This is a genomic window from Argonema galeatum A003/A1, from assembly GCF_023333595.1.
Classification (GTDB): Bacteria; Cyanobacteriota; Cyanobacteriia; order Cyanobacteriales; family Aerosakkonemataceae; genus Argonema; species Argonema galeatum.
Map to the genome: position 1 here is coordinate 145292 of NZ_JAIQZM010000012.1, position 22028 is coordinate 167319.

Below are 22028 nucleotides of genomic sequence, written 5' to 3' on the forward strand. Positions count from 1 at the left end.
GTCTGATACCCTTAATTCTGAGAGGGGCTGCTACATACAGCCTCTATTTTTATGAGTGTTGGCATTTTAAGCCATCATACCAAATCCGGGTTTGTTATCCCCTTTAATTTTTGGCCTAAACATTGTAGAGACGTTTCATGAAACGTCTCTACTATAGACATAAAGGCGGTAATCGTTGCGGATTTGGTATCATGGCTAAGATATCGTTGGAAATTCCTATTTATCTGGGAGGTTAGGCAAATTTTGACACTTTCCTTTGCAATGCGAATTTTAGTGCCAGTAGATGTTTTGGTTCGGGAACTGGACGGCGAATCGGTTATTCTCAATCTTAAGAGCGAACGTTATTTTGGCTTGGATGAGGTAGGCACCCGTATGTGGGCGGCTCTTTCTAGTTGCGATATGATACAGGATGCCTACGAATCTTTACTATCCGAATATGATGTAGATGCAGAACAGCTACGAGGGGACTTGTATCACTTGATCGAACAGCTGGTGGAGCATGGATTGGTAAATGTCAGCAGTCAATAGTTGGCGCAAGTTAAAAAAACTTTCTTTGTCAGAGCTAAATCTGCTGGTTCGATCGCTACTGCTGCTGCCGCTGACGGCTGTTTGTATAAAACTGTTTGGGTTTCGACGCCTGTATGCTGCGATCGCATTTCCCAACAAGAAATGGTATTATTCAGAACCGATAAAAAAAGATATTTACGTAATTACACGCATGGTATCGCTAGCAAGTAACCGGGGTTTATATCGCCCTAACTGCCTGCAAAAGTCTCTAGTTCTCTTGTGGTTACTGCGCTGTCAAGGTATTGAAAGCGACCTGCGTATAGGAGTACGCAAACAGGACGGCAGCCTGGAGGCTCATGCTTGGGTGGAGTACGAGGGTGATGTTTTAAATGACAGTAGTGATGTTGAGGAGCGTTTTGCGCCTTTTGCGGGTGCGATCGGGCCAGTGGGAGTGAAATCGTTATGAGCGGCATCGTCGGTATAATCAATTTGGACGGTGCTACAGTTGACCGACAGATGTTGCAGCAAATGACTGAATTCATGGCCTATCGAGGGCCGGACGATCGAGACATTTGGGTTGATGGTAATGTAGGATTTGGTCACGCGCTGCTGCGTACAACATCAGAATCGCTACGGGAACAGCAACCCTGTAGTCTTGATGGTGAGGTGTGGATTACTGCTGATGCACGCATTGATGGTAGAGCAGAACTGGTTGAAAAGTTGAACGGGAGTATCGATCTTAAAACGGTAACGGATGTAGAACTTATCCTCCGCGCTTATCAGGTTTGGGAAGAAGACTGCGTTAAACACCTGTTGGGAGATTTTGCTTTTGCCATTTGGGACTCAAGAGTGCAGCGGTTATTTTGCGCCAGAGATCATTTTGGGGTAAAACCGTTTTACTATGCTCGTGTAGGGAATAGCCTGATTTTTAGCAATACGCTAAATGGCGTAAGAATTCACCCACAAGTTTCGGATGAGTTAAACGATCTGGCTATTGCGGATTTTCTGCTGTTTGGTTATAACCAAGAGATAGATACAACTACTTTTGCAGATATTCAGCGTCTACCTCCCGCACACTGTTTAACTTTGTCACGAGAAACGCTACAATCCAAACGTTACTGGACGCTGCCTGTAGATGGGCATATCCGGTACAAAAAAGCAAGCGATTATGTGGATCGTTTCAAAGAACTATTGGGTGTGGCTGTAGAAGATAGACTTCGCAGTGACAGCGTAGGCGTTTTTATGAGTGGAGGACTCGACTCGACAACTATAGCAGCGACAGCAAAAGAAGCATTATCGAAACAGTCCAAAGCTTTTGACCTTAGAGCTTACACCACAGTGTTCGATCGCTTGATTCCGGATCGAGAACGTTATTATTCTGGACTGGCGGCAGAAGCTTTGGGTATTCCCATTCATTATCTAGTCGCAGACGACTACACCCTGTTTGAAAGGTGGGAACAACCCTTACTGCGGCGTCCAGAACCTACCGATGTTTCCTTCTTAGCCTTTTCAGTCGATCAATTTAAGCAAATTGCTACCCATTCGCGGGTGGTGCTGGATGGCAATGGCGGCGATCCTGTTTTATATTCTAGGGGAGCGTACTTTTACTTTGCCTATTTGGTGAAAAACCTGCAATTTCTAAGTTTGGGGGCAGAGTTAGTGCAGTACGTATTGTCTCACGGTCGCCTACCGCAACCGGGTTTGCGATCGCAAGTGAAACGTTGGCTGGGAATTAGTTCCTGGCGACCTCCCTATCCCAGTTGGATAAGCAAAGAATTATCACAAAGTCTTAATTTACACCAACGCTGGGAAAAACTGACTGGCGAGTCAGCGCCAATTCACCCTATCCGCCCAGAGGCATACGAACAGCTTACAGCACCATTGTGGCCGTACCTTTTTGAAAGCCGAGATCCAGGAGTAACTGGTATTCCTGTAGAGGTGCGGTATCCGTTTTTCGATCTGCGTCTGGTAAATTACTTATTAGCAATTCCGCCAGTACCTTGGTTTTTGCATAAGGAACTGGTGCGGGTGGCGATGGCAGGGATTTTACCGGAATCGGTGCGTCTGCGTCCTAAGACGCCTCTAGTTGGCGACCCTTTGCGGGAACTTTTGCAGCAACCGAGAGGCCAATGGATGGAGCAATTTAAGCCTACATCAGAGTTGGCTGAATATGTGAATCGAGATGCTGTAGGGCTGATTTCCGAAATAAACTCGCATATAAGTGAAGTATGGCTCAACCTACGTCCGCTAAATCTCGATCTCTGGTTGCAAAATTTGGAAAACAATCAAAATCAAATTGATACAGGAGAGAAACTATGCACTCAGAAAGCATGAAGCCAAACACCAATAAATCTGAAAAACAGGTTTATCGCAGCCCTAAACTGTTTGTCTATGGCGACATCCGCGAACTTACAATGTCCACTAGCACTGCTGGGCCAACACTAGATAATCCAAACGGCCCAGCTAAGAGTAAAGCTTAGATTGGATAACTGGGATCTCAGAGTTTGAATGCCATCTGTCTAATTTCTGGCCCAAATAATGGCAACTTTGACTGCTTCGTTATAGCAACCGCATTGCCCTCAATAATAAGGTGTCATTTCTCTACTTTGCATTTGGTCTGGGTCTGGCTTCTAATCAATTCATCCCAGGCTTAGTAGCTTTACAAGCTATACCTGTAGTGGATGTGCAAGTGTGGCTGCATTTGTTGCCGCTTTGGCTGGAGGAAATTCCAGAAGAGAAGCAACAAGTATGGTACGTTAGCTCGTATCGAGACGATCGCTCAATGCCTGTTATGAGGGCGTGGAAATTGAGAGATGGCGCTTACTTTCGAGTTTTATATAGCGATCGCACTCAGTTCATTATTAACCGCGCAGGGACGGAAATTTGGGCGACTTGGCCCGATAATTTAACGCTGGAAGATACGGCAACTTACCTTTTGGGGCCAATAATAGGGTTCCTGCTGCGTTTGCGGGGTGTTACTTGTCTGCACGCCAGTGCTGTGGCAGTTGGGGATAAGTGTTTGGCTATAATTGGCCAAAGCGGTGCGGGTAAATCTACAACGGCAGCGGCTTTCGCTAAAGCTGGTTTTGCTATTTTAGCCGACGATGTAGTGGCGCTGTTAGATGGGAATACTGGGTTGAGTGTCCAGCCTGCTTATCCGCGTTTGCGACTGTGGGGGGAGTCAGTAAAAGCTTTATACGGTTCGCCGGATAGCTTGCCCCTGCTAACGCCAAACTGGAATAAACGATATCTCGATTCTCGTTACGGGTTGCAATTTCAGCCTTCACCGCTGCCTTTGGGTGCTATTTATATACTGAGCGATCGCATTACCTCTCCTGCTGCACCCTTCATTGGAACAGTGTCTGCCCATACTGGTTTAATTAGTTTAGTGGCAAACACCTATGCAAGCACTTTAATAGATAAATCAATGCGCGGCCAAGAATTTGACTTGTTGAGTCGAGTTGTGAATAAACTCCCATTGCGGCGAGTCACGCCTCACGCAGATCCAGCCTATCTATCAAAACTCTGCGATCTGATCTTAGAGGATTTTCAGGCGATCGCGAATGCAAAATGAGTAATTACCAATCATCAATTACCAATAGACATCTCCAGAAAACATTGTATTGATTTGTAGTATTTTGTAGGGGCGAAGCATTTGGGGGAGAATTTGACGGAAAAATTAGAGATCTGGATATCCCAAATGCTTCGCCCTGCCCCGAACAGTGAGCCATAATTTATTTTTTGGAGATGTCTAATGTATAGTATTCTCGGATATGGTAGCATGATTGCGGACAAGGGGCGAATGGATGCCTACGTCAAAGCACTGCGCCAAGCTGTAAAACCGGACTCAGTGGTAGTCGATATTGGGACGGGTACAGGAATTTTTGCCTTGCTTGCTTGTCAGTTTGGTGCTAAAAAAGTTTATGCTATTGAACCTAGCGATACTATTCAAGTCGCAAGAGAAATTGCGTATGTAAATGGCTATGCTGACCGGATTCAGCTTATCCAAAAACTATCAAGCCAGGTAGAATTGCCGGAATTAGCTGATGTAGTAATCTCAGATATACGCGGCGTATTGCCACTTTTTAAACAGCACATACCATCTATTGTTGATGCTAGAAAACGGTTGCTTGCGCCCGGTGGAATAATGATTCCCCAGCGCGATACTTTGTGGGCGGCTGTCGTGGAAGTACCCCATTTGTACAATCGGATCGTATCGGCTTGGGATGATAGCGAATATGGATTTGATATGAAGGCGGCACGACAAATTGTAACTAATATTTGGAGTAAAGGTTGGGTAGCACCAGCACAACTTTTAACGACACCGCAATCTTGGGCAATATTAGATTATACTACGATCGAAAGTCCCGATATTAGTGCCGAAATAAATTGGGATGTGGCGAGAAGTGGAACGGCTCACGGGTTAAGTGTTTGGTTTGATGCTACTCTGGCAGAAGGCATAAGCTTTTCCAATGCGCCAGGGATGCCTGAATTAATCTACAGTATTGCTTTTTTTCCTTGGACTGAGGCAGTTCTTCTTCGTGTTGGGGATAAAGTGTCTGTTACTTTGCAGGCAAATTTGGTTGGTGAAGACTATGTTTGGCGTTGGAATACTTGTGTGCTAGAAGGAGATAATCCAGAGAAGGTAAAAGCTAAATTTCAGCAATCTACGTTTTTTGGAATCCCACTTTCGCCAGCACAACTGCGTAAGACTGCTGCTAACTATGTGCCGACGCTTAATGAGGATGGAGAGATCGATCGACTAATTGTGGAATTTATGAGTAGCGGTATGGCGTTAGGCGATATTGCCAATCGAGTTAAGGATAAATTTCCCAGTCGCTTTCGGAATTCGCAGGAGGCTTTGACGCGGATCGGCGATATCTCTAAAAAGTATAGCAAATAGTCGAATTTGTCATTCGATATCACCAATTACCAATTACCAATTATCAATGACAAACTTGAGAATTATAAAGACAAAGCTAAGAAGTGGTTTGAGTCAACTACCTTATTTGTCCCGAAGTCTCGCCTTAGTCTGGACATCTGCTAAAAACTGGACGATCGCCGGGGCTATCCTGCTAGTAGTGCAGGGACTATTGCCAGTAGCGACAGTTTATTTAACTCAGCAACTGGTAGATAGTCTAGTAGCGGCTTTAGGTGCTGGTGCTGACTGGCAAAAGATATTACCGACTCTGACGCTAGTTGCTTTAATGGGCGGTATTTTGTTGTTAACTCAGGTACTTGGCAGTTTACTAACTTGGGTTCGCACCGTTCAATCAGAGTTAGTCAAAGACTATATTAGCAGCCTTATTCACGAAAAGTCAATAGAGATTGACTTTGCTTTTTACGAATCGCCAGAATATTACGATCGCTTGCACCGAGTTCGCCAAGATGCTTATTTTCGTCCGGTGGCGTTACTAGAAAATAGCGGCAATTTGCTGCAAAATAGTATTACCCTGATGGCAATGGCAGCGGTGCTGACTCGCTTTGGAATTTGGTTACCTTTTGCACTGCTAGTCAGCACTCTGCCTGCCTTTTATGTCGTCTTGCGCTACAGCAGTCAAAACTACGATTGGTGGTTGCGAAATACTGCTGATGAGCGTCGCACTTGGTATTACTACTGGCTGCTGACCGAAATGCAGTATGCTGCTGAATTACGGCTGTTTGGATTAGGAGAACATTTCAAATTTGCTTATCAGAGATTGCGGCGAAAGTTACGATCGGAACGGGTAAAGTTGGCTAAGGATGAGAGTTTTGCGAATCTGGGTGCTAGTGCGATCGCGCTTTTAATCACCGCAGTTGCCCTAACTTGGATGGTGTGGAAAGTTTTTCAGGGGCGAGTGAGTTTGGGAAACTTAGCTTTATTTTACCAGGCTTTCAATCAAGGTCAAGGTGTGATGCGAAATCTCCTGGGAAACCTCGGTCAAGTTTACAGCAATATGTTATTTTTGGGCAACCTATTCGAGTTTCTCGAACTGCAACCCCAAGTAGTAGACTCCCCCTCACCGAGATTGACACCAATAACTTTAAAACAGGAAATCCACTTTCATCAAGTTACCTTCCGATATCCAGGTAGCCACAAGGATGCTTTAGAAAACTTCAATCTTACTATTCCTGCTGGTAAGATTGTAGCGATCGTTGGTAGCAACGGTGCTGGTAAAACTACCCTGCTCAAATTGCTTTGCCGCTTGTACGATCCGCAGCATGGTAGTATCAAGTTGGATGGCATAGATTTGCGAGACTTACCAATCCAAAACTTGCGGCGATTCATCACTATTCTGTTTCAGCAACCAGTTGATTATAATACCACCGTCGCCGAAAACATTGCAATGGGGGATTTAATATCATCTCCCAGTTTATCTGAAATTACTGCTGCTGCTGAAGCTGCGGGTGCTGACGAGATTATCGATCGCTTGCCAAAAGGTTACCATACTTTATTGGGGAAGTTGTTTGAAGGTGGAACAGAACTCAGCGGCGGCGAATGGCAGCGGATTGCCCTAGCGAGAGCTTTTCTCCGTCAGGCTCCTCTGATTATACTAGATGAACCTACCAGCGCGATGGATTCTTGGGCGGAAGCTGACTGGTTAGAGAGGTTTCGGCAATTGGTAGGTTCTAGCACTGCTATTATTATCACCCATCGCTTCACGATCGCCAAACGTGCCGATATTATTCACGTAATGGCTGATGGTGAAATTGTAGAATCAGGTAGTCATGATGAGTTATTATCTCGCGGTGGCGCTTATGCTAAGTCTTGGAAAAGGCAAATACAGGAATCAGAATAGAATGTTGGCAAAATCGATATTTTTTATATGAACCCAGAATGCAGCAAACCAGTTAGCAATTTAGCCCCTGACTTCCTCACTTTTCTGCGGTTGTGTCTTCGCGGACGCTGGGATTCAAAAGCCTTGGATGCGGCGCGAGAAATAGCGGCTACTGATAATTTTAATTGGGATGCTTTGCGCCAGATTGTACATACAGAAGCTTTGGCTCCTCTGTTATACCATATTGTGCGCGGTAAAAACTTAGTTTCCCCATTGATTGAGGAGGAATGGCGCAAAGCTTATTATCACAATGCCTGCCGCAACACTTTGCTGCTGAGGGAATTAGCTGATGTGCTGCACAAACTAGCTGCTGGTGGAGTAGATGTTATCGTCCTCAAAGGTGCTGCTTTAGCCGAGATGATTTATGATGATATTGCGGCACGACCGATGAGCGATTTAGACTTACTTATCCACCCTGAAGATTTGGCAGTGACTCGACAAATTCTGACAGGCTTGGGATATGCACCTGTGGGTGTGGAAATGCAGGCTGGTTTCACTGAAGAATTCCGCAATGAAGAGATTTTTTCCAAGGGCGGACTTGTAGATATTTATATCGATTTGCACTGGCGGCTAATAGCTCCTATATATTATCAGCGCACGTTTTCTACTGACTGGTTTTGGGAAACTTCTTTGCCTGCCAAGATTAATTTAGCACCGGCGCTGGTGCTGGGTTGCGAAGCGCAAGTGGTTTATTTATGCGCTCATTTGATGCTGCATCACGGCGGTGAAAGTTTGATGTGGTTGCACGATATAGCGGCTGTTATAAGGTTTTACCAAGAAAAAATTGATTGGGAATTGGTTATAAGTAAGGCAAAAGAATACAATTTGGTGATGTCGTTACAGCGGATTTTGCTTCAAATAGCTGATGAATGGGATTCGCCAATTCCGGCAGATGTTTTGGAGAAATTCCTTACTTTAGAAGCATCGCGGGAAGAAGTGCGAACTTATGCTTGGCAATACGAAATTATGGCTATGCGTTTGTTTGCTGATGTGGCGGGTGCTAAAGATTGGCGTCAACGGTTGCGTATTGTTTGGGATACGCTGTTTCCGACTCGCGAGTATATGGAATATCGCTACAAAATTCTACATCCGCTGCTTGTACCTTTTTATTATCCTTACCGTTGGTTGCGGGGTTTGAGGCGGCTATCTAATTAGGAGTGGGGGAGTGGGAGAATTAATATTTTTCCCTATCCCCTATTCCCTATTTAAGAGGATGGTGTTCACTGAGTATTTTCTCGACTCTAGCTTCATCAATCCTAGCTGTTAGTCTGGAAGCTTCATGATTATCCCTGGTGGTTTTGGCAAGCGTAAAAGTGGAGCCTACTGAAAAAACTAAACCCATACCCATATAACCTTTTACCCAGTTATCTACAGGGAGGTAAATTATGCCGAGAGAAGTTGCAGAGACGGAAAGAGCAAAAGAAAGCCAGACTTGAATAATCCAAGCGGCGGTATCTTTTTGAGGGACAGTTTGTTGTTGTGGCATACAGGTTCTCAATCGTAGGATAAAATCTTTTTGCTTGTTAGCTTGTTTTCATGATATTCTATTTACCTATTGTGGTAGATGAATTCTGAGTGACAGTTTATTAAGTGGATGTTGCAAAATCTCTGTATTCAACCACAAGGAGAGCTTTTCAAGGATTGATAAGTCTTACTGTGTGGGGACGGTTTGGTAACTGGCACACTATACCTGCGATTTAAGAGTTAGTTTTGTTTATCTTTTGTTTTCTGCCATAGGCGTACAATCCATCCAGATGCTACAGCAACTATAACGCTGAGAAACAAAGCTATTAAGAAAGGATGAAGCGGACGAGAAAGGGAAGGTGTTTGCCAAGGTTGCGTTATTAATCCAGATGTAGAAGCCATTATCGCACCAGCACCAACTGCTATACCGATCGCTTGGATTTCGTTTTGTAAAGCTTTGTCTGCTGTGGCGATCGCATCCCGTTCTTCTTGTGCGTCTTTTTGGCGTTGGCGATCGATCCGAGTTTGTTCTATTTCTACGATACCTCGAATGGAAGCTATGGCCCGATCGAGCAATCCCTCTCCAGGCACAAAATATCCCAAATTCGCTTTAATTTGTGACTGAAATCGACGACAATTGCTGCTGAGAAATCTTTCTAGAAAATCTAGATCCTTACCAAACCAAAAACTGTTTTCTTTTTCTATTTTAACTTTAATTTGTTTTAGCTTTTCGCCATAATTGCGGGTGTTAATTGCGATCGTGTGGCGTTGTTCTTCCAAGTCGCGCAACAGACGAGTGTATTCGGAGGCAGATTTGGCAAGGATTTTCAGCTTTTGTTGCAACTTGTTTAAATCGTCTTCGCTTAAAGTGTCTGTTGTGGTGATATTTTCTACGGCATCGATTTCTTGCTCTATTTTATTGTAGGTGATATCGAGAGCTTTGTAAACTTGTCGGCTGTCGCGATAAGATTGAATTATCTTATTCCGGTAACAGAATAAATCGATTAAGTCTTGATAGCATTTGGAGAATTTTTTGTCAGTTTCTTTATTGCAGAATAGCCAGACGAGGATGTGTTGGTAGGGAGTTTTATCTCCAAGTATACCATATTCATAAATTGGACTGCCAAACAGTTCTCCTTCTCGATGAAATGAAGGTTGTTTTTCTCGATCTGTAATGAAAGCTTCCAGACATTCTTGCGCTAAATCTGTTAAATATGAATCTTTGCCGCTACTTTCTTCAAATACCAATTCCAAATAATCGGGAAATAAATCTCTTTTATCCTCAGCTACCCAAGCAGTAATCAGGAGAGTTTGGCCAAGCGAACTGGCGATAAAATTTGGTAGCAAGCTATAATCTGGATTGAACTGAGATAGCAGCGCCGTACCTACATACTCAGTATCATTATCTTTCTCGTCTTTTTCCGGAATGCGAATATTTAAAGTTAAAGCGTAGCTATCTTGAATTCGCAGCGGATAGGCGAAACCATCAAAGTTTAGCGTTTTTTCCTCTAGAGTAAAATTACCTTGGAATGGTGGAGAAATATTATCGTTTTTGGCGATTTCTTCATCTTTGAGTAAGTCTACGCGCAACCTATCCGGTTCTTTCTGCAAATCAATCCGCTGCGACAAATTGAAGTTAGGGATATTTAATTTCGCAAAAATTTCATCTACCTTGGCGTAGAGGAGACATGGGTTTTTCTCACTCTGCAAATGGTAGGCGAACAGGTGGATGTTTGGGGCGTAGACTTGATGGTTCATGTTAATATAGCCATTGGTCATTGGTCATTGGCCATTAGAAATCGGAGTAATGAACAATAGACATCTCCAAAAAAGATTGTAGAGACGTTTCATGAAACGTCTCTACAAGGGTTTCAGCTAACGCACCTTGAATTTTTGGAGATGTCCAATGAACAATAAACAATGAACGCCTATGAATTAGTTTGCGATCTTTGCGGCGGATTGAGTTTGCTTTTCACGGCGTCTCGCAATTCTCGGAAGCGGTTTACCAACATTTCTTCTTCCGAAGCTTCTACTTTACGCACACCTTTGATTTCTCTAAAAGATTGGGCGAATAGAGTCACGTTATCTTTGAGTGGGCGAGTTTGTTTGCTAACCCAATCTTTGATTTCTTTAGTGACAATATGGATATTTTCGTTTTCCAAACCAGCTAGTTTTATATCTAACTCTTGCATGGTTTTGGCGGGAAAAAGGGTAGGAGTAGATTTGAATACTTGCAGTAAAGCGGGAATAGTTTGATCCATTTTCGTGGGGTAATTTGATATAAAGCGCGATCGGTTTTATTGCCCAATGGCACAGAAAGCAGCCCAATAAACAGGATGGGCGAAAGGTGCATCATCCAAGTTGAACACTTCCAGTTTAGCTTGGATTTCCTCTATCCAATTGTTACCTAAATTGAGGCAATTAGTCCACTGTATAAATTCTTTTTTGCTGACATTCCGCAACCAGATTTGGGCTTGGTTGAGGGCGATCGGTACGGATGTCTGACTTTGTAAGTTTTCATACAATTTAATCATTAAAAATGCGGTTGACAAATCGGTCACACGCCACAGGCTACTGACAACGCTGGGAGAACCCGCAACTAGAAAGCCGCTGGGTAAGCCGATATACTCATCGCTGTTGGTGGTGAAATCTGTTAATCCGGTTTCGCAGGCGGAAAGGGTGACGAGGCGGCATTGGCTGAAGTTGCTGGTGAAGATATCTTCTAAAGTAAAGCATTTTTGCAGGTCGATGTCGCCGTCGGGTTGTTTGGAATCTGCCAGTAGGAGGGCTGACTGCAAGGGAGAGGCAAAATTAAAATAGCCGTGACAGGAGAAGTGGGCGCAGTGGGGGTTGCGGAGAAGGGCGTTGGAGATGGCGTCTTTTTTGGCGGCGGTGTTGGCGAGGATGTCGCTGGGATCGAAGTGTTGCTGGATGGTGGCTACTTCTAAATCGGTGTAATCGAGATCGGCGGTGGGGTTTTGGATGGCGAAAAGGTGTTGGAAATTCGGGCGTTGGCGGTTTTGGGCTTGTTGCAGTAATTGGCAATTGGGGGCGTAGCTGACGCCGTTGGGGAATCTGTCGAGGAGGAAACCCCCTAAATCCCCCCGCAACGGGGGGACTTCCGATCCCTCTAAATCGCCTGGGGACGGAGGGACTTTGAGAGGTAGGGCGTGGAGGGGGAACAGGTGTAGGTAGCGATGGGGAATTAGGATGAGTTTTTCGCAGTTTGAGGGGATTTGGGATAATATTTCATCGATGTGGAGGATTTCGGCTAGTTGGGTTAGTCTTTGGGGTAGTTGGATTAGCCAGGATGGGTATTGTTGGGTGTAGTCGTTGAGATATTCGTTTGCCCAATTTTGTAATGATTCTAAGTCTTTTGGGGTGGATTGCCAGATTGCGATCCCCCCTGCCCCCCTTAACAAGGGGGGTTCTGATTCTTGTTCCCCCCCTTTTGAAGGGGGGGTTAGGGGGGGATCTGATGTAATGATAAAAGCCAAAAATTTATCGTTTGTAATATACCATTCAATTATCGCCGTGCGTTCATCGATCAACTTTTCAATATCATTAAATTGAATTGGTTTAAATGGCAAAAGCTGATTATATCTTTCCCGCAATTCATTAATATATATAGTATCTTCCCCCAGAAACCCGGTTTCTTGGAGAAACCGGGTTTCTGAATTGGCGAGACGACGACTTTCGAGATTGATTTCTGCCTTTAACCGTTGCAGTTCATTTCGCACTTCTTCTGGCATTTCGCCTTTGGGATATAAGTCGCGGGTGGCGATGAGTTCGACTAGGTTGCGGGCTTTGCTGCGATCGGCGTATTCGATTGCTTTAGTGTAGTTGTGGAGTTCGATGCAAACTTCTACCATACGGAGATAAAGTTGGTTCCATTCTTGTGAGTGTTTGCGTTTAACTTCATCGCCAGAAACTATGTTGCCGCGCAATAATTCTACGGTTTCGATCGCAGATACAAAGGTGTTGTAGGCGGCGGTGAATTGTCGATATTCTTGGTAAGCAATGCCGAGGTTGAGTAAGGTTTCGGCATTGTTTTGGGTAAAAGCTTCGCGGGTGCGAACTTGCAAAGCTTGTTGGTAACAATCGATCGCTAATTCAATATTTTCTGCTTTCTTTCCCTTGATGCGATCGCTGTAAGCAGTTCCCAAATTGTTTTGAGTTGTTGCCCAATTTTTGGGTAAAGCTTCGCGGGTGAGAACTTGCAAAGCTTGTTGGTAACAATCGATCGCTAATTCAATATTTTCTGCTTTCTCTCCCTTGATGCGATCACTGTAAGCAGTTCCCAAATTGTTTTGAGTTCCTGCCCAATCTTGGGGTAAAGCTTCGCGGGTGAGAACTTGCAAAGCTTGTTTGTAACAATCGATCGCTAATTCAATATTTTCTGCTTTTTCTCCTTGGATGCGATCACTGTAAGCATTTCCCCAATTGTTTTGAGTCATTGCCCAATCTTGGGGAAAAGCTTCGTGGGTGCGAACTTGCAATGCTTGTTGGTAACACTTGATCGCTAATTCGATATTTTCTGCTTTCTCTCCGATGATGCGATCACTGTAAGCATTTCCCAAATTGTTTTGAGTCGTTGCCCAATTCTTGGGAAAGTCTTGTCTATTATAAACAGTCAGCACTACGTTATATCCCGTAATTGCAATTTCTAAATTACTATCCCGATTTCCTAACGGTAACTGCTGAATCCGATTACTGAAATTTCCAATATCTGCTGCAATACTTTGTGCTATCTCTGATTCTACTTCCTGTAACTTAGCAGTTGCCCATTCTTCCAACACAACCGCCAACTTATCATCGATTTTATCTAAGTTTTCTTTCAGCAACGGGTAAACAACTTGCGGATCGCCGTTGCTGTCTGCGGTGGCTTGCAATACAGTTAACAGAAAGTCAAGTTGGGATGATGATGACAACCCCAATGCTTCCGCCAGTTGACGCGCCACATCGATTAAGTAATTAGCAGCATTTTCGTCTCCCCTTTGTGACAACATTTCTGCTTCTTTTGCCATTGTCTCTACCAAACCAGCATCAACCAGTTCTCGGTTAGCGTTCAAAATCTCTGATTCTTCGCCACTGGGACAATTCAGCAGGGCATTGATAAGATTGAGATAGGCTTGCAGGCGTTGTTCGTTCATGGAGAGATACATCTATCTGCTGATAGATTTATTATTGCTTAATTTGGTGGTATTGCCAACATCTGCCGGGAAATTAATGATATTGTTGGCAAATTAATTAGGCGTCTCGTCCACACCCGCCCGGAAATCAATTTCCGGGCTAATAGCAAAAGTCCACTGAAGTGGACTGAATAAAGGTAACAAAAATTTAATTATTTCCCCAGTCCTCTAAAGAGGACTTTCGCTATTAGCTTGGGGTTAAAACCCCTGGCGGGCTATATCTGGCGGGATTTATCGACAAACTATTTATCCCAAAATTTCATCAACTGTAAAATTAACATCGGGAAAAGCTTCTACAAAAATTGATTTTCCGCGCTGAAATATCTGTACGTTTTGATAACCATTCGCTGAAGGTTGCCGATAAACTTCGATACATTGTGCCGGAATATTCACCAACCAAACTTCCATAATACCGCTACTCGCATAAAGGGGTATTTTTACCTCTCGGTCAGATTCAACTGTGGTATCTGCTACTTCTATAATTAATAGTATATCTTCTGGTTGCGGATGTCCAGATTGGTAAAAATCTGCGCGTATTCTCAGCAATGCTAAATCTGGTTGTGGTTCGGAGAGGTCGTCTAATTCTACTGGATCTTGGGCACCAATTATAGCTAGTTCACCTAGCAATTGAGAAAAAAGCCTGATTAATCGCTTTACACAAGCAGCATGAAATCTTCCAATCGGTGACATTTGAACAATTTCTCCTTTGATAAGTTCTACTCTGTCATCTTCTTTGAGAATACCAGCATCAACCATTAGGTGATATTCTTTGACGGTGAATAGTCGTTTTAGCAATTGTTGTGGCATAACTAAACCTCTGTTTTTATCCTATTATAGTGCTAATATATTTTTTAATTAATTCAAGTTGATAGCTAGTATTAGGTACGTTGTTGCGCTTTAGCGCTTTAGGGCTGAAGCCCAACAACGTACAAATCTTTTAGGGCTGAAGCCCAACAACGCACAAATCTTTTAGGGCTGAAGCCCAACAATCTACAATGCAAAACGGGTTTATAGCTGTTTAATTGTTAGTAAATAATAAAATTAACAGCAGATTCAGTAAAATAGTTATACAATGATAATTAATTAATATTTTTCTTCAAAATCATCATGGCTTACATAGGCGATTTGGGCAGCGGCCAACAAGTTTACATCGAAAATAACGGTACGCAAACAGCAATTACCCTGATTAGCAGCAGTCCGGGACAGCAGCAAAGCCAAAGCAGCAGTTTTCAAACGGGTACTTGGACGAAGCCGCCTGCTTTATTCCGTAGCGCGACTGGTTTTGTGTTGCAAATTGAGGGGACAGAAGGTTCGCGCTTTGTGCGTTTGCAAGCTAATGGAATCAGTAGTTTCAGTGAATCTCCGTCACTCAGTAATGCGGAGGTTGTACCACTCCAGCAGGTAGAAAAAAGCCCAATGCAGCCAATGCAGCCGATGGAACCTATGAAACCGATCGGCGATATGGAAATGCGGATGTCGCCCAATATGGAAATGCGGATGGGGAATATGGAGATGCGAATGGGTTCTGTAGAGGAAGAAACTGCTGCAACCAGGCGTTTTTGTACGGAATGCGGTAAGGTGGTGGGAGAGAGCGATCGCTTCTGCACCCATTGCGGTCATCGTCTCACACCTTCTTGATACAATCTGGGCTATCCGTTTTGGCGTTATTAACCTTTGTGGTGACAGGATAAAAGGTCATCTCTTCTGATTTGTATGGTTGCAGAAGCGATTGTAGGGATTCGGGTTTTTGCACTTCTGGATCTAGCCATTTGTCGTAGTCTTTTGGGTCGAGAATTACTGGCATTCTGTCGTGAATTGGGCCCATTAACTCGTTTGATTCCGTCGTCAGAATCGTGCAAGATGCGATCGCCTCATCCTCACCTTTTTCCCAGCGTTCCCACAATCCAGCAAATGCAAAAGGTTTTCCATCTTGCAAGCGGAAATAAAACGGTTGCTTCTTACCTTCTTGTTCTTGCCATTCATAAAATCCATCAGCTAAAATTAAGCACCGCCGACGCTTAAAAGCTGACCGAAAAGCTGGCTTTTCAGCAACGGTTTCTGCCCTAGCGTTAATCAGCTTAGCACCGATTTTAATATCTTTAGCCCAGGATGGAATTAAACCCCAACGCAACATTTTCAAGTGCCGATTTTTATCATCGGAATCTACTAAAACTGTCGGTACTGGTTGCGTTGGCGCAATGTTGTATCGTGGCGATAGAGTCGGAACGGAGGCTAGCTGAAATACCTCAGCTACTATCTTCTCGGACTGAGTAAAGCTAAATCGTCCACACATATCTTTATAGAGTATTTATCTGTTAATTTTAACAAATATCCCTACTTATTTCCACATTTATTAACAGCGACCCACATTTTTTCTAAAGGTACTATCATCTGCTTAGAAAAAGATTTTATTTGTTCAATACCAATTGCGCCGTCGATATTGGCACCTGTGAGATTGGCATTTTCCAAGTTAGCGCCCTTCAGATTAGCGCCTCTGAGGTCGGCGTTTTCCAAGTTGGCACCTTTGAGGTTAGCATTCTCCAAATTGGCACCGCTTAGGTTAGCGCCACTTAAATTTGCAGGTACTAATTCTGGGCCATTACCGCACCTAAATTGAACTAATTCGCCACTCAAGTCAGCATTGCTTAAATCAACGTTACTTAGATTGGCATCTTCGAGGTTAGCGCCTACTAGATTAGCAGATCTCAAGTTAGCGTTTCTGAGGTCGCAGCTTGGACAATATTTACTTTCCAACAGTTGTCTAACTATTTGGGAATTATTATTGTAGTTGACTTGACCTTTAACTTCTTGTACATTAACAGCAGGAGTTAGCAAGGTAAAAGTTATTAAAGAAAGGGATATTTTTAGGGTGTTCATAATTGAAGTTTGTGTCATACAATAATTATGTGGAATCAATCAAAGGCTACTCATTTAAGAATCAGTAGCTATTTCAACTAGCTTGTTTTTTGAGGATAACCCTGTCTTGATACTGATTTTGGATTTGGGTACGTCAAATTTTTCTGCCAGCAGTTTAATTAACTCTTCATTTGCCTTACCATCTACTGGAGGCGACTTCAAATGTACTGTGAGGCTTCCATCTGGGGCTTCTTCAATCTTTTGCTGTTTTGAATTCGGTTTAACTTTTACCTGTTTTTTCATGGGGTTGGGGTTCCTATTTAAGACTACAGACAAGCTTAACATTAGTCGTCGTGAAATCTCCAAAGAAGTCGCAACCATAACCAACCGATGAAGCAGCCGATGAGATAGTGGGGAAAATCCCACCATGCAAACGTTGTTCCCAGCAGCAATTTCCCCAAGATGCTCGATCGGATTAGTTGTAAAAGTGGGGGATGCCAAAGTTGTAGAAATTCGAGTATACAAGTAATGATCAATACCCATATAGGTATTTTAATCAGTGCTTGGCGCTTTGGAATCAGTAAAAATACGAATAAACACCAGAATATTTCATAAAGAACATCGCCTGCATAATCATTCAACCACCAATCGCCTGGGCCTTTGTAGAATTTGGATAGTAAGCCCAGCGGCGTGACAACGATCAGCGAGAGGATAGTCAGTTGGCGAATAGTTGCCTTTTGAAGCATTAAGTTTCTATCTCTCGTTTCAAAGCAAAAACCAAAACCTGTCTGAGATCAATAGGACTTACGCAATTAGGCTCTTTTTCCCTCAGATGTAGAGTCAATTCATGAATTGACTCTACAGATGTAGTGAATCAAGCGATAAAATGCGTAAGTTCTAATAAATTATCTCTCAGACAGGTACTTAAAAAGGCTACTTAATTATCTGCTTGCGTCGCCGTAGCCAATCACAGCAACTTTATGTCGGTAAACAAGTTCGGCACCGTACCAACCCGAAAGACCGAGAAGTGTAGCCACGAGAAGCGAAATCGTCAGTCCTACGGGCAAAATTGCCCCTGCGGTGTTGCCCCAACGCAGTATCAGGTTAATAGTTGTAAGGACGATCGCACTAACGTTGAGTAGCATATGCGCCCACCCGGCGCTACGCTTGCGGACTCGTTCAATTTTCAGAAAATCCATAATGCCGGTGAGTGCTGCTACCAAGGCAGAAGCCAACCCAGCGGCCAGCAGCCAAAAAGAAGCTCGCGCCCAGAAGAAATCCTTTGTCCACCAATATACTAGGTCGGTTGCCGCTAGTCCCACCAGAAAAGCTATTGGAAAGGTGACGATGAGAGGATGCAGGGGGTGTCCTGCGATCGCTACTGTACTGGTTACCCCGCTATCGCGATAATCTGTCTCATCACTTTCAATCAGCGGGGGGACATTGGGAGTTTGTGTCATAAAACCTCATGGTAAGCGGGAAACTCAGTCCCTTTAGGGCTGAGAGGAAAGCGACTCAAGCGGTTTTAACCGCATTGAATATTTTGATACCATTACCGCCTTGGAGTTGTTTAATTTGGTGTGCTTTTGTGATGCACTTTCGATGGGAGAATTACCATCTCAAACCTCACAACTCTGTACGCATAATGTTTTGCTCTTTCGAGCCTCCCTTGCGGGGTTATGTTAGCTTCGACCTGTTATAAGAGCTTTTTAGGCTTGCAACACTGTTTCAGTGACCTTAAAACTGTTTAATCGCAAGCGACAGAGCGGGGAACTAGCTACGCATTCGCCCGGTGTCGTGACTCAAATAACGGCTACTCGTTTTACCGAGTGGTCTGGTCAGTACGGCTTGCTTGATTACTCTTACAAGCCCAGTCCTAAAGGACTGGGTTACTGACACTTCTCTCTCTTGTTTTTATCGTTTCTAAAGTTGATAAATTTTGACGATAGTTCCTTTTTCTCGGCCTACTAAACTTCTTGGGAATGGTTATTCCCATTTCAGCCGACTTCTATCAACACCACCGCAGTTTAGACTGTTATGGCGTCACTTCTTTATCTCCTTTTTTCCTTTCATTGAGTAAATCTAATCTATCGCTGTAAAAAGCGTATCTGTCTAGGGATGGAGGAGATGTTTATCAGTTATCTATCTATAAGTAGAAACTTATATGCAAGTACTGTCGTAGATTTTAAGGTAGACTTTAAAATATTTATTATAGCAAACACTCGCCATGTTTATAGATAAATTAAGACTTAAATGAATTTACTTATAATTCAGTCAAAAGAAAGATGGCTTAACTGGAACCTTATGCGATTCTCGTATAAGGTTCCAATTGCAAACCTACACGATTAATAGAGGAGAACAAACGATGGTATCGACTATTGACGACACCAAGCGCACTGCTATTGCCATGAAACTGGCTGATATGAAAGCGGTGCAAAACCTACTGATCTCGAATGAGGAAGCTCTTATAAAAGAGTGTGGAGATCAAGAAATTTGCGATCGCCTGCGCGATATGCTAGAAGACGATCATAAAAACATGGGCGTTCTAGACACTGTGATTGTTCAGTATGGTGTCAAGGGAGAGCCGAAGCATACAACAACCAAACTGATTGAGTCAACTCGGAAACTCATGCAAGGTTCAGAGTTGACTCTGTTTGAGAAAGTAGGTCAGCATGAATTGCTCAAACATCAGCAGACCATGAGTGGACTGCTAATTCACAAAGCTGCTCAAATTGTTGGCGCTGACGTTGAAGCTGCTATCACTCCTTTGAACACGGTTAACTTTGAGAACCGGGCTCACCAAGAACAACTCAAAGGAGTCCTGGAAATTCTGGGCACCCGCGAACTGACCGGCAAAGACCCAGATCAAGGAATCTGGGCACGGGTTCAAGATGCGGTTGCAGCCTTTACAGGCGTCGCTGGTAGCGTTGTTACCCGCAGCAAGAGCGACATGAACATTCAAGATCTGATCAAAATGGATCACACCAAGGTGAATCTTCTGTTCACCCAGTTTCAATCTACTGAAGATCCTCAAAAGCTCCAAGAGTATTTCGGTCAGATTTACAAAGATCTGAGCGCTCATTCGGAAGCTGAAGAGGAAGTTGTCTACCCAGCAGTACGTCCTTACTACGCAAAAACCGAAGATCTGTATAAAGAACAAGCTGAAATGAAACAGGTGCTGGAAAAGATTAAGTCTATCAGCCCCTCTTCACCCAATTTCAAAAATGAAGTTAAACAGCTGATGGCTGCTGTTATGCACCACGTGCAGCAAGAAGAGAATGAAATGTTCGCGAAAATCCGCGACAATTTCAGTGAACAGCAGCAGGAAAAAATGGCTACCGATTTCAAAACAGCTAAGAGCAAGTTCCAAGATCAACTGGCAGCTTCCCAGAAGTAGTAACGTAAGTTGCTAGCTATATTCTTGAGGCTGATAGCGATCGATAGTTAGTAGTAAATAGCAATCTTCGCGCGTTTCCAGGTTCTATCTGGAAACGCCTTTTTTTGTAGGTTGGGCTTTTGTGAAGCGAAATGCAACCTACTGTCGCAAGTCTATTTTTCGGCGGACGCGAAGGGATTGTTATGGAGAGCCTATTTAGCACATCACCCGCAAGGCTGACATTTCTGCCGTAAGAAGCACAATCCCAAGTTTTTTCGGCATTGTTCCAGTTAATAACGATCGGTGTATAGGAACTAAGTATTAGTTTGAATCGTCGCCTACCGATAGACTCGCTTTATCCTTCTCTCGTAAATAGGCTGCGTCAGCTGTCGTAAGATAGTTTACGATAGTAAGCAATAGAGTGCGATCGCTCTTCTGCCTGTGGGCATATCGCTCTTTAATATACGGATAAAGCATCAGGGTAGCTAACCTTGACATTTTCTGGGTGCTAAACCTTGCTCAGGGTGCGGCATTTCCAAGATCTCTTTTGGTGTGAGTTTTGTGAGACTACATTTTATGCGTTTATCAACTGTTGCTGTTTATACGTTAGCTGCTCTGGCAGCAGGGGCTCTGAGCGCAGAAGCCAACCCCAGCCAGAGTAAGCATTCTCCTCCGGTAGAACAAGCGATCGCACTCTCCTCGGCGTTGAAGGAGGCAGTTGCGCCACCGGAAACTCTAGCAGCACAACTAGCTGCCGAGATAGAAAGCGATCGCACAAACGTTTTAGGGCAAGTCGGATCGTTCCCAGAAAAAGCCCAACCTACAGATAACCTCGTTTCTCAGTTATCCACCACAAATACCGAAAAGCTCGGCTCGACTGAGTTACTGTTGACAGAAGGCCCAGGTGCTGAGGCACTCCGCGCCAACGACTTCGTTTCCGAATCATCCATTACTGCCGATGTCAACCAGCTGGTAACTCCGCCAGCACAAAACCGCACTACTGCTTGCGGTCAACAAACCAGACAGAACGCTGACCCAGCAAGGTCTACTCAGGTAGCGCAGAGAACGGCGAGAGAGTGCCCAAGGCCCGATCGAATTACCCCACTGGCAATACCAGAAGTAGAAGATGAATTTGAATCTTCGCCCGGTCTGAGCATTTATATCCCCGTAGGTTTTGGGGCCGATCGAAACACCGTCTTTATCGGCGGTACTTATCAAAACACCACCCGACACGATGACGACGACAATAATGGCAACGTTGGGGTGGGGATTGGTTTAGGCGATGCCGATCGATTAGTGGGCGTCGAACTGTCCTATGCCTTTAAAAATTTTAATGATGAAAATGACTTTGGCGAAGGCGGCTTTAATGCCAAAGTGCATCGTCGCTTTGGAGATAGCTTCTCCATAGCAGCAGGCTACAACGGCTTTGTAAATATCGGTCGCAACGATTTTGAACATTCCCGCTATGGAGTGATTACCAAAATCTTTCGGACGCGAGAATCTATTCGCGATCCTCTCAGTCGTGTCTCTGTCACTCTCGGTGTAGGGGATGGACAGTTCCGATCGAATGGTGCTATCGATGCTGGTGATAACGACCCCAACTTTTTTGGGAATATAGCCCTCCGCATTATCCGACCAGTCAGTTTTATTACAGAGTGGACAGGAACAGACCTAGCATTGGGACTTTCGATCGCACCGTTTAAACGCTTTCCTTGGGTGATTACCCCAGCCGTGCGCGACCTTGCCGGTAGAGGTGACGACCCTCGATTTGTGTTAGGCTCTGGAATTTCATTTCAGTTTTAAGTAGGAGGTGCT

21 protein-coding genes are annotated in these 22028 nt (G+C 44.0%); 11 read left to right on the forward strand and 10 right to left on the reverse strand.

Annotated features, from left to right (window positions below):
* The first annotated feature begins 243 nt into the window (after positions 1 to 243).
* The 8 genes from LAY41_RS15170 (at position 244) to LAY41_RS15205 (ending at position 8480) form a co-directional block, all read left to right on the forward strand.
* Positions 244 to 528, forward strand: coding sequence for a PqqD family protein (locus LAY41_RS15170; protein WP_249099242.1), 285 nt, complete (start codon positions 244 to 246; stop codon positions 526 to 528).
* Positions 512 to 973: a lasso peptide biosynthesis B2 protein gene (locus LAY41_RS15175; protein WP_249099246.1), complete on the forward strand. Its 462-nt coding sequence runs from the start codon at positions 512 to 514 to the stop codon at positions 971 to 973. The genes LAY41_RS15170 and LAY41_RS15175 overlap by 17 nt, the downstream gene beginning before the upstream one ends.
* A complete protein-coding gene (locus LAY41_RS15180; RefSeq protein ID WP_249099248.1) occupies positions 970 to 2841 on the forward strand; it encodes an asparagine synthase-related protein in 1872 nt (623 codons plus the stop codon). The genes LAY41_RS15175 and LAY41_RS15180 overlap by 4 nt, the downstream gene beginning before the upstream one ends.
* Entirely contained in the window at positions 2823 to 2987 is a 165-nt protein-coding gene (locus tag LAY41_RS15185; protein ID WP_249099250.1) for a hypothetical protein, read from the forward strand. The genes LAY41_RS15180 and LAY41_RS15185 overlap by 19 nt, the downstream gene beginning before the upstream one ends.
* A 110-nt stretch (positions 2988 to 3097) precedes the next feature.
* Complete coding sequence (locus LAY41_RS15190) at positions 3098 to 4081, forward strand: phosphoenolpyruvate carboxykinase (ATP) (RefSeq protein ID WP_249099253.1); 984 nt, start codon at positions 3098 to 3100, stop codon at positions 4079 to 4081.
* Positions 4082 to 4261: 180 nt separating this feature from the next.
* The gene (locus LAY41_RS15195) at positions 4262 to 5410 is read left to right on the forward strand and encodes a 50S ribosomal protein L11 methyltransferase (protein WP_249099256.1); all 1149 of its coding nucleotides are present in this window, start codon (positions 4262 to 4264) and stop codon (positions 5408 to 5410) included.
* Positions 5411 to 5498: 88 nt separating this feature from the next.
* A complete protein-coding gene (locus tag LAY41_RS15200) occupies positions 5499 to 7286 on the forward strand; it encodes an ABC transporter ATP-binding protein (protein ID WP_249099259.1) in 1788 nt (595 codons plus the stop codon).
* Positions 7287 to 7313: 27 nt separating this feature from the next.
* Positions 7314 to 8480: a nucleotidyltransferase domain-containing protein gene (locus LAY41_RS15205; RefSeq protein ID WP_249099262.1), complete on the forward strand. Its 1167-nt coding sequence runs from the start codon at positions 7314 to 7316 to the stop codon at positions 8478 to 8480.
* Positions 8481 to 8526: 46 nt separating this feature from the next.
* Here the strand turns inward: LAY41_RS15205 and LAY41_RS15210 are convergent, their stop codons facing one another.
* The 5 genes from LAY41_RS15210 to LAY41_RS15230 form a co-directional block, all read right to left on the reverse strand.
* Entirely contained in the window at positions 8527 to 8811 is a 285-nt protein-coding gene (locus tag LAY41_RS15210; protein ID WP_249099265.1) for a YiaA/YiaB family inner membrane protein, read from the reverse strand.
* Between the two features lie 218 nt (positions 8812 to 9029).
* The gene (locus LAY41_RS15215; RefSeq protein WP_249099268.1) at positions 9030 to 10568 is read right to left on the reverse strand and encodes a hypothetical protein; all 1539 of its coding nucleotides are present in this window, start codon (positions 10566 to 10568) and stop codon (positions 9030 to 9032) included.
* A gap of 149 nt (positions 10569 to 10717) precedes the next feature.
* Entirely contained in the window at positions 10718 to 11050 is a 333-nt protein-coding gene (locus LAY41_RS15220) for a hypothetical protein (RefSeq protein ID WP_249099271.1), read from the reverse strand.
* Between the two features lie 36 nt (positions 11051 to 11086).
* Positions 11087 to 13942, reverse strand: a complete 2856-nt coding sequence (locus LAY41_RS15225) for a CHAT domain-containing protein (protein WP_249099274.1) — start codon at positions 13940 to 13942, stop codon at positions 11087 to 11089.
* Between the two features lie 285 nt (positions 13943 to 14227).
* The gene (locus LAY41_RS15230) at positions 14228 to 14788 is read right to left on the reverse strand and encodes a Uma2 family endonuclease (protein ID WP_249099277.1); all 561 of its coding nucleotides are present in this window, start codon (positions 14786 to 14788) and stop codon (positions 14228 to 14230) included.
* A gap of 300 nt (positions 14789 to 15088) precedes the next feature.
* Here LAY41_RS15230 and LAY41_RS15235 point away from each other — a divergent pair, with 300 nt between their 5' ends.
* Complete coding sequence (locus tag LAY41_RS15235; RefSeq protein WP_249099280.1) at positions 15089 to 15619, forward strand: zinc ribbon domain-containing protein; 531 nt, start codon at positions 15089 to 15091, stop codon at positions 15617 to 15619.
* On the opposite strand, the gene LAY41_RS15240 is transcribed toward LAY41_RS15235, so the two are convergent.
* The 5 genes from LAY41_RS15240 to LAY41_RS15260 form a co-directional block, all read right to left on the reverse strand.
* Complete coding sequence (locus tag LAY41_RS15240; protein ID WP_249099284.1) at positions 15606 to 16274, reverse strand: SOS response-associated peptidase; 669 nt, start codon at positions 16272 to 16274, stop codon at positions 15606 to 15608. The two genes, LAY41_RS15235 and LAY41_RS15240, sit on opposite strands and share 14 nt — an antisense overlap.
* Before the next feature lie 41 nt (positions 16275 to 16315).
* Positions 16316 to 16876, reverse strand: coding sequence for a pentapeptide repeat-containing protein (locus LAY41_RS15245; RefSeq protein ID WP_249099287.1), 561 nt, complete (start codon positions 16874 to 16876; stop codon positions 16316 to 16318).
* Between the two features lie 36 nt (positions 16877 to 16912).
* The gene (locus tag LAY41_RS15250; protein WP_249066435.1) at positions 16913 to 17140 is read right to left on the reverse strand and encodes a DUF167 domain-containing protein; all 228 of its coding nucleotides are present in this window, start codon (positions 17138 to 17140) and stop codon (positions 16913 to 16915) included.
* 41 nt (positions 17141 to 17181) lie between these two features.
* A complete protein-coding gene (locus LAY41_RS15255; protein WP_249099289.1) occupies positions 17182 to 17583 on the reverse strand; it encodes a ribosomal maturation YjgA family protein in 402 nt (133 codons plus the stop codon).
* Positions 17584 to 17778: 195 nt separating this feature from the next.
* Positions 17779 to 18297: a DUF2231 domain-containing protein gene (locus tag LAY41_RS15260; RefSeq protein WP_249099293.1), complete on the reverse strand. Its 519-nt coding sequence runs from the start codon at positions 18295 to 18297 to the stop codon at positions 17779 to 17781.
* 905 nt (positions 18298 to 19202) lie between these two features.
* Between LAY41_RS15260 and LAY41_RS15265 the strand changes: the two genes are divergently transcribed.
* Positions 19203 to 20234, forward strand: coding sequence for a hemerythrin domain-containing protein (locus LAY41_RS15265; RefSeq protein ID WP_249099296.1), 1032 nt, complete (start codon positions 19203 to 19205; stop codon positions 20232 to 20234).
* Between the two features lie 555 nt (positions 20235 to 20789).
* The gene (locus LAY41_RS15270; protein WP_249099300.1) at positions 20790 to 22016 is read left to right on the forward strand and encodes a hypothetical protein; all 1227 of its coding nucleotides are present in this window, start codon (positions 20790 to 20792) and stop codon (positions 22014 to 22016) included.
* The last annotated feature ends 12 nt before the right edge of the window (positions 22017 to 22028 follow it).

Bases quoted from the DNA above. Each gene is read 5' to 3' on its own strand.
- LAY41_RS15175 (WP_249099246.1), top strand. From the start codon at position 512: ATGTCAGCAGTCAATAGTTGGCGCAAGTTAAAAAAACTTTCTTTGTCA.
- LAY41_RS15180 (WP_249099248.1), top strand. From the start codon at position 970: ATGAGCGGCATCGTCGGTATAATCAATTTGGACGGTGCTACAGTTGAC.
- LAY41_RS15185 (WP_249099250.1), top strand. From the start codon at position 2,823: ATGCACTCAGAAAGCATGAAGCCAAACACCAATAAATCTGAAAAACAG.
- LAY41_RS15195 (WP_249099256.1), top strand. From the start codon at position 4,262: ATGTATAGTATTCTCGGATATGGTAGCATGATTGCGGACAAGGGGCGA.
- LAY41_RS15205 (WP_249099262.1), top strand. From the start codon at position 7,314: ATGAACCCAGAATGCAGCAAACCAGTTAGCAATTTAGCCCCTGACTTC.
- LAY41_RS15210 (WP_249099265.1), bottom strand. From the start codon at position 8,811: ATGCCACAACAACAAACTGTCCCTCAAAAAGATACCGCCGCTTGGATT.
- LAY41_RS15215 (WP_249099268.1), bottom strand. From the start codon at position 10,568: ATGACCAATGGCTATATTAACATGAACCATCAAGTCTACGCCCCAAAC.
- LAY41_RS15220 (WP_249099271.1), bottom strand. From the start codon at position 11,050: ATGGATCAAACTATTCCCGCTTTACTGCAAGTATTCAAATCTACTCCT.
- LAY41_RS15225 (WP_249099274.1), bottom strand. From the start codon at position 13,942: ATGAACGAACAACGCCTGCAAGCCTATCTCAATCTTATCAATGCCCTG.
- LAY41_RS15230 (WP_249099277.1), bottom strand. From the start codon at position 14,788: ATGCCACAACAATTGCTAAAACGACTATTCACCGTCAAAGAATATCAC.
- LAY41_RS15235 (WP_249099280.1), top strand. From the start codon at position 15,089: ATGGCTTACATAGGCGATTTGGGCAGCGGCCAACAAGTTTACATCGAA.
- LAY41_RS15240 (WP_249099284.1), bottom strand. From the start codon at position 16,274: ATGTGTGGACGATTTAGCTTTACTCAGTCCGAGAAGATAGTAGCTGAG.
- LAY41_RS15245 (WP_249099287.1), bottom strand. From the start codon at position 16,876: ATGACACAAACTTCAATTATGAACACCCTAAAAATATCCCTTTCTTTA.
- LAY41_RS15250 (WP_249066435.1), bottom strand. From the start codon at position 17,140: ATGAAAAAACAGGTAAAAGTTAAACCGAATTCAAAACAGCAAAAGATT.
- LAY41_RS15255 (WP_249099289.1), bottom strand. From the start codon at position 17,583: ATGCTTCAAAAGGCAACTATTCGCCAACTGACTATCCTCTCGCTGATC.
- LAY41_RS15260 (WP_249099293.1), bottom strand. From the start codon at position 18,297: ATGACACAAACTCCCAATGTCCCCCCGCTGATTGAAAGTGATGAGACA.
- LAY41_RS15265 (WP_249099296.1), top strand. From the start codon at position 19,203: ATGGTATCGACTATTGACGACACCAAGCGCACTGCTATTGCCATGAAA.
- LAY41_RS15270 (WP_249099300.1), top strand. From the start codon at position 20,790: ATGCGTTTATCAACTGTTGCTGTTTATACGTTAGCTGCTCTGGCAGCA.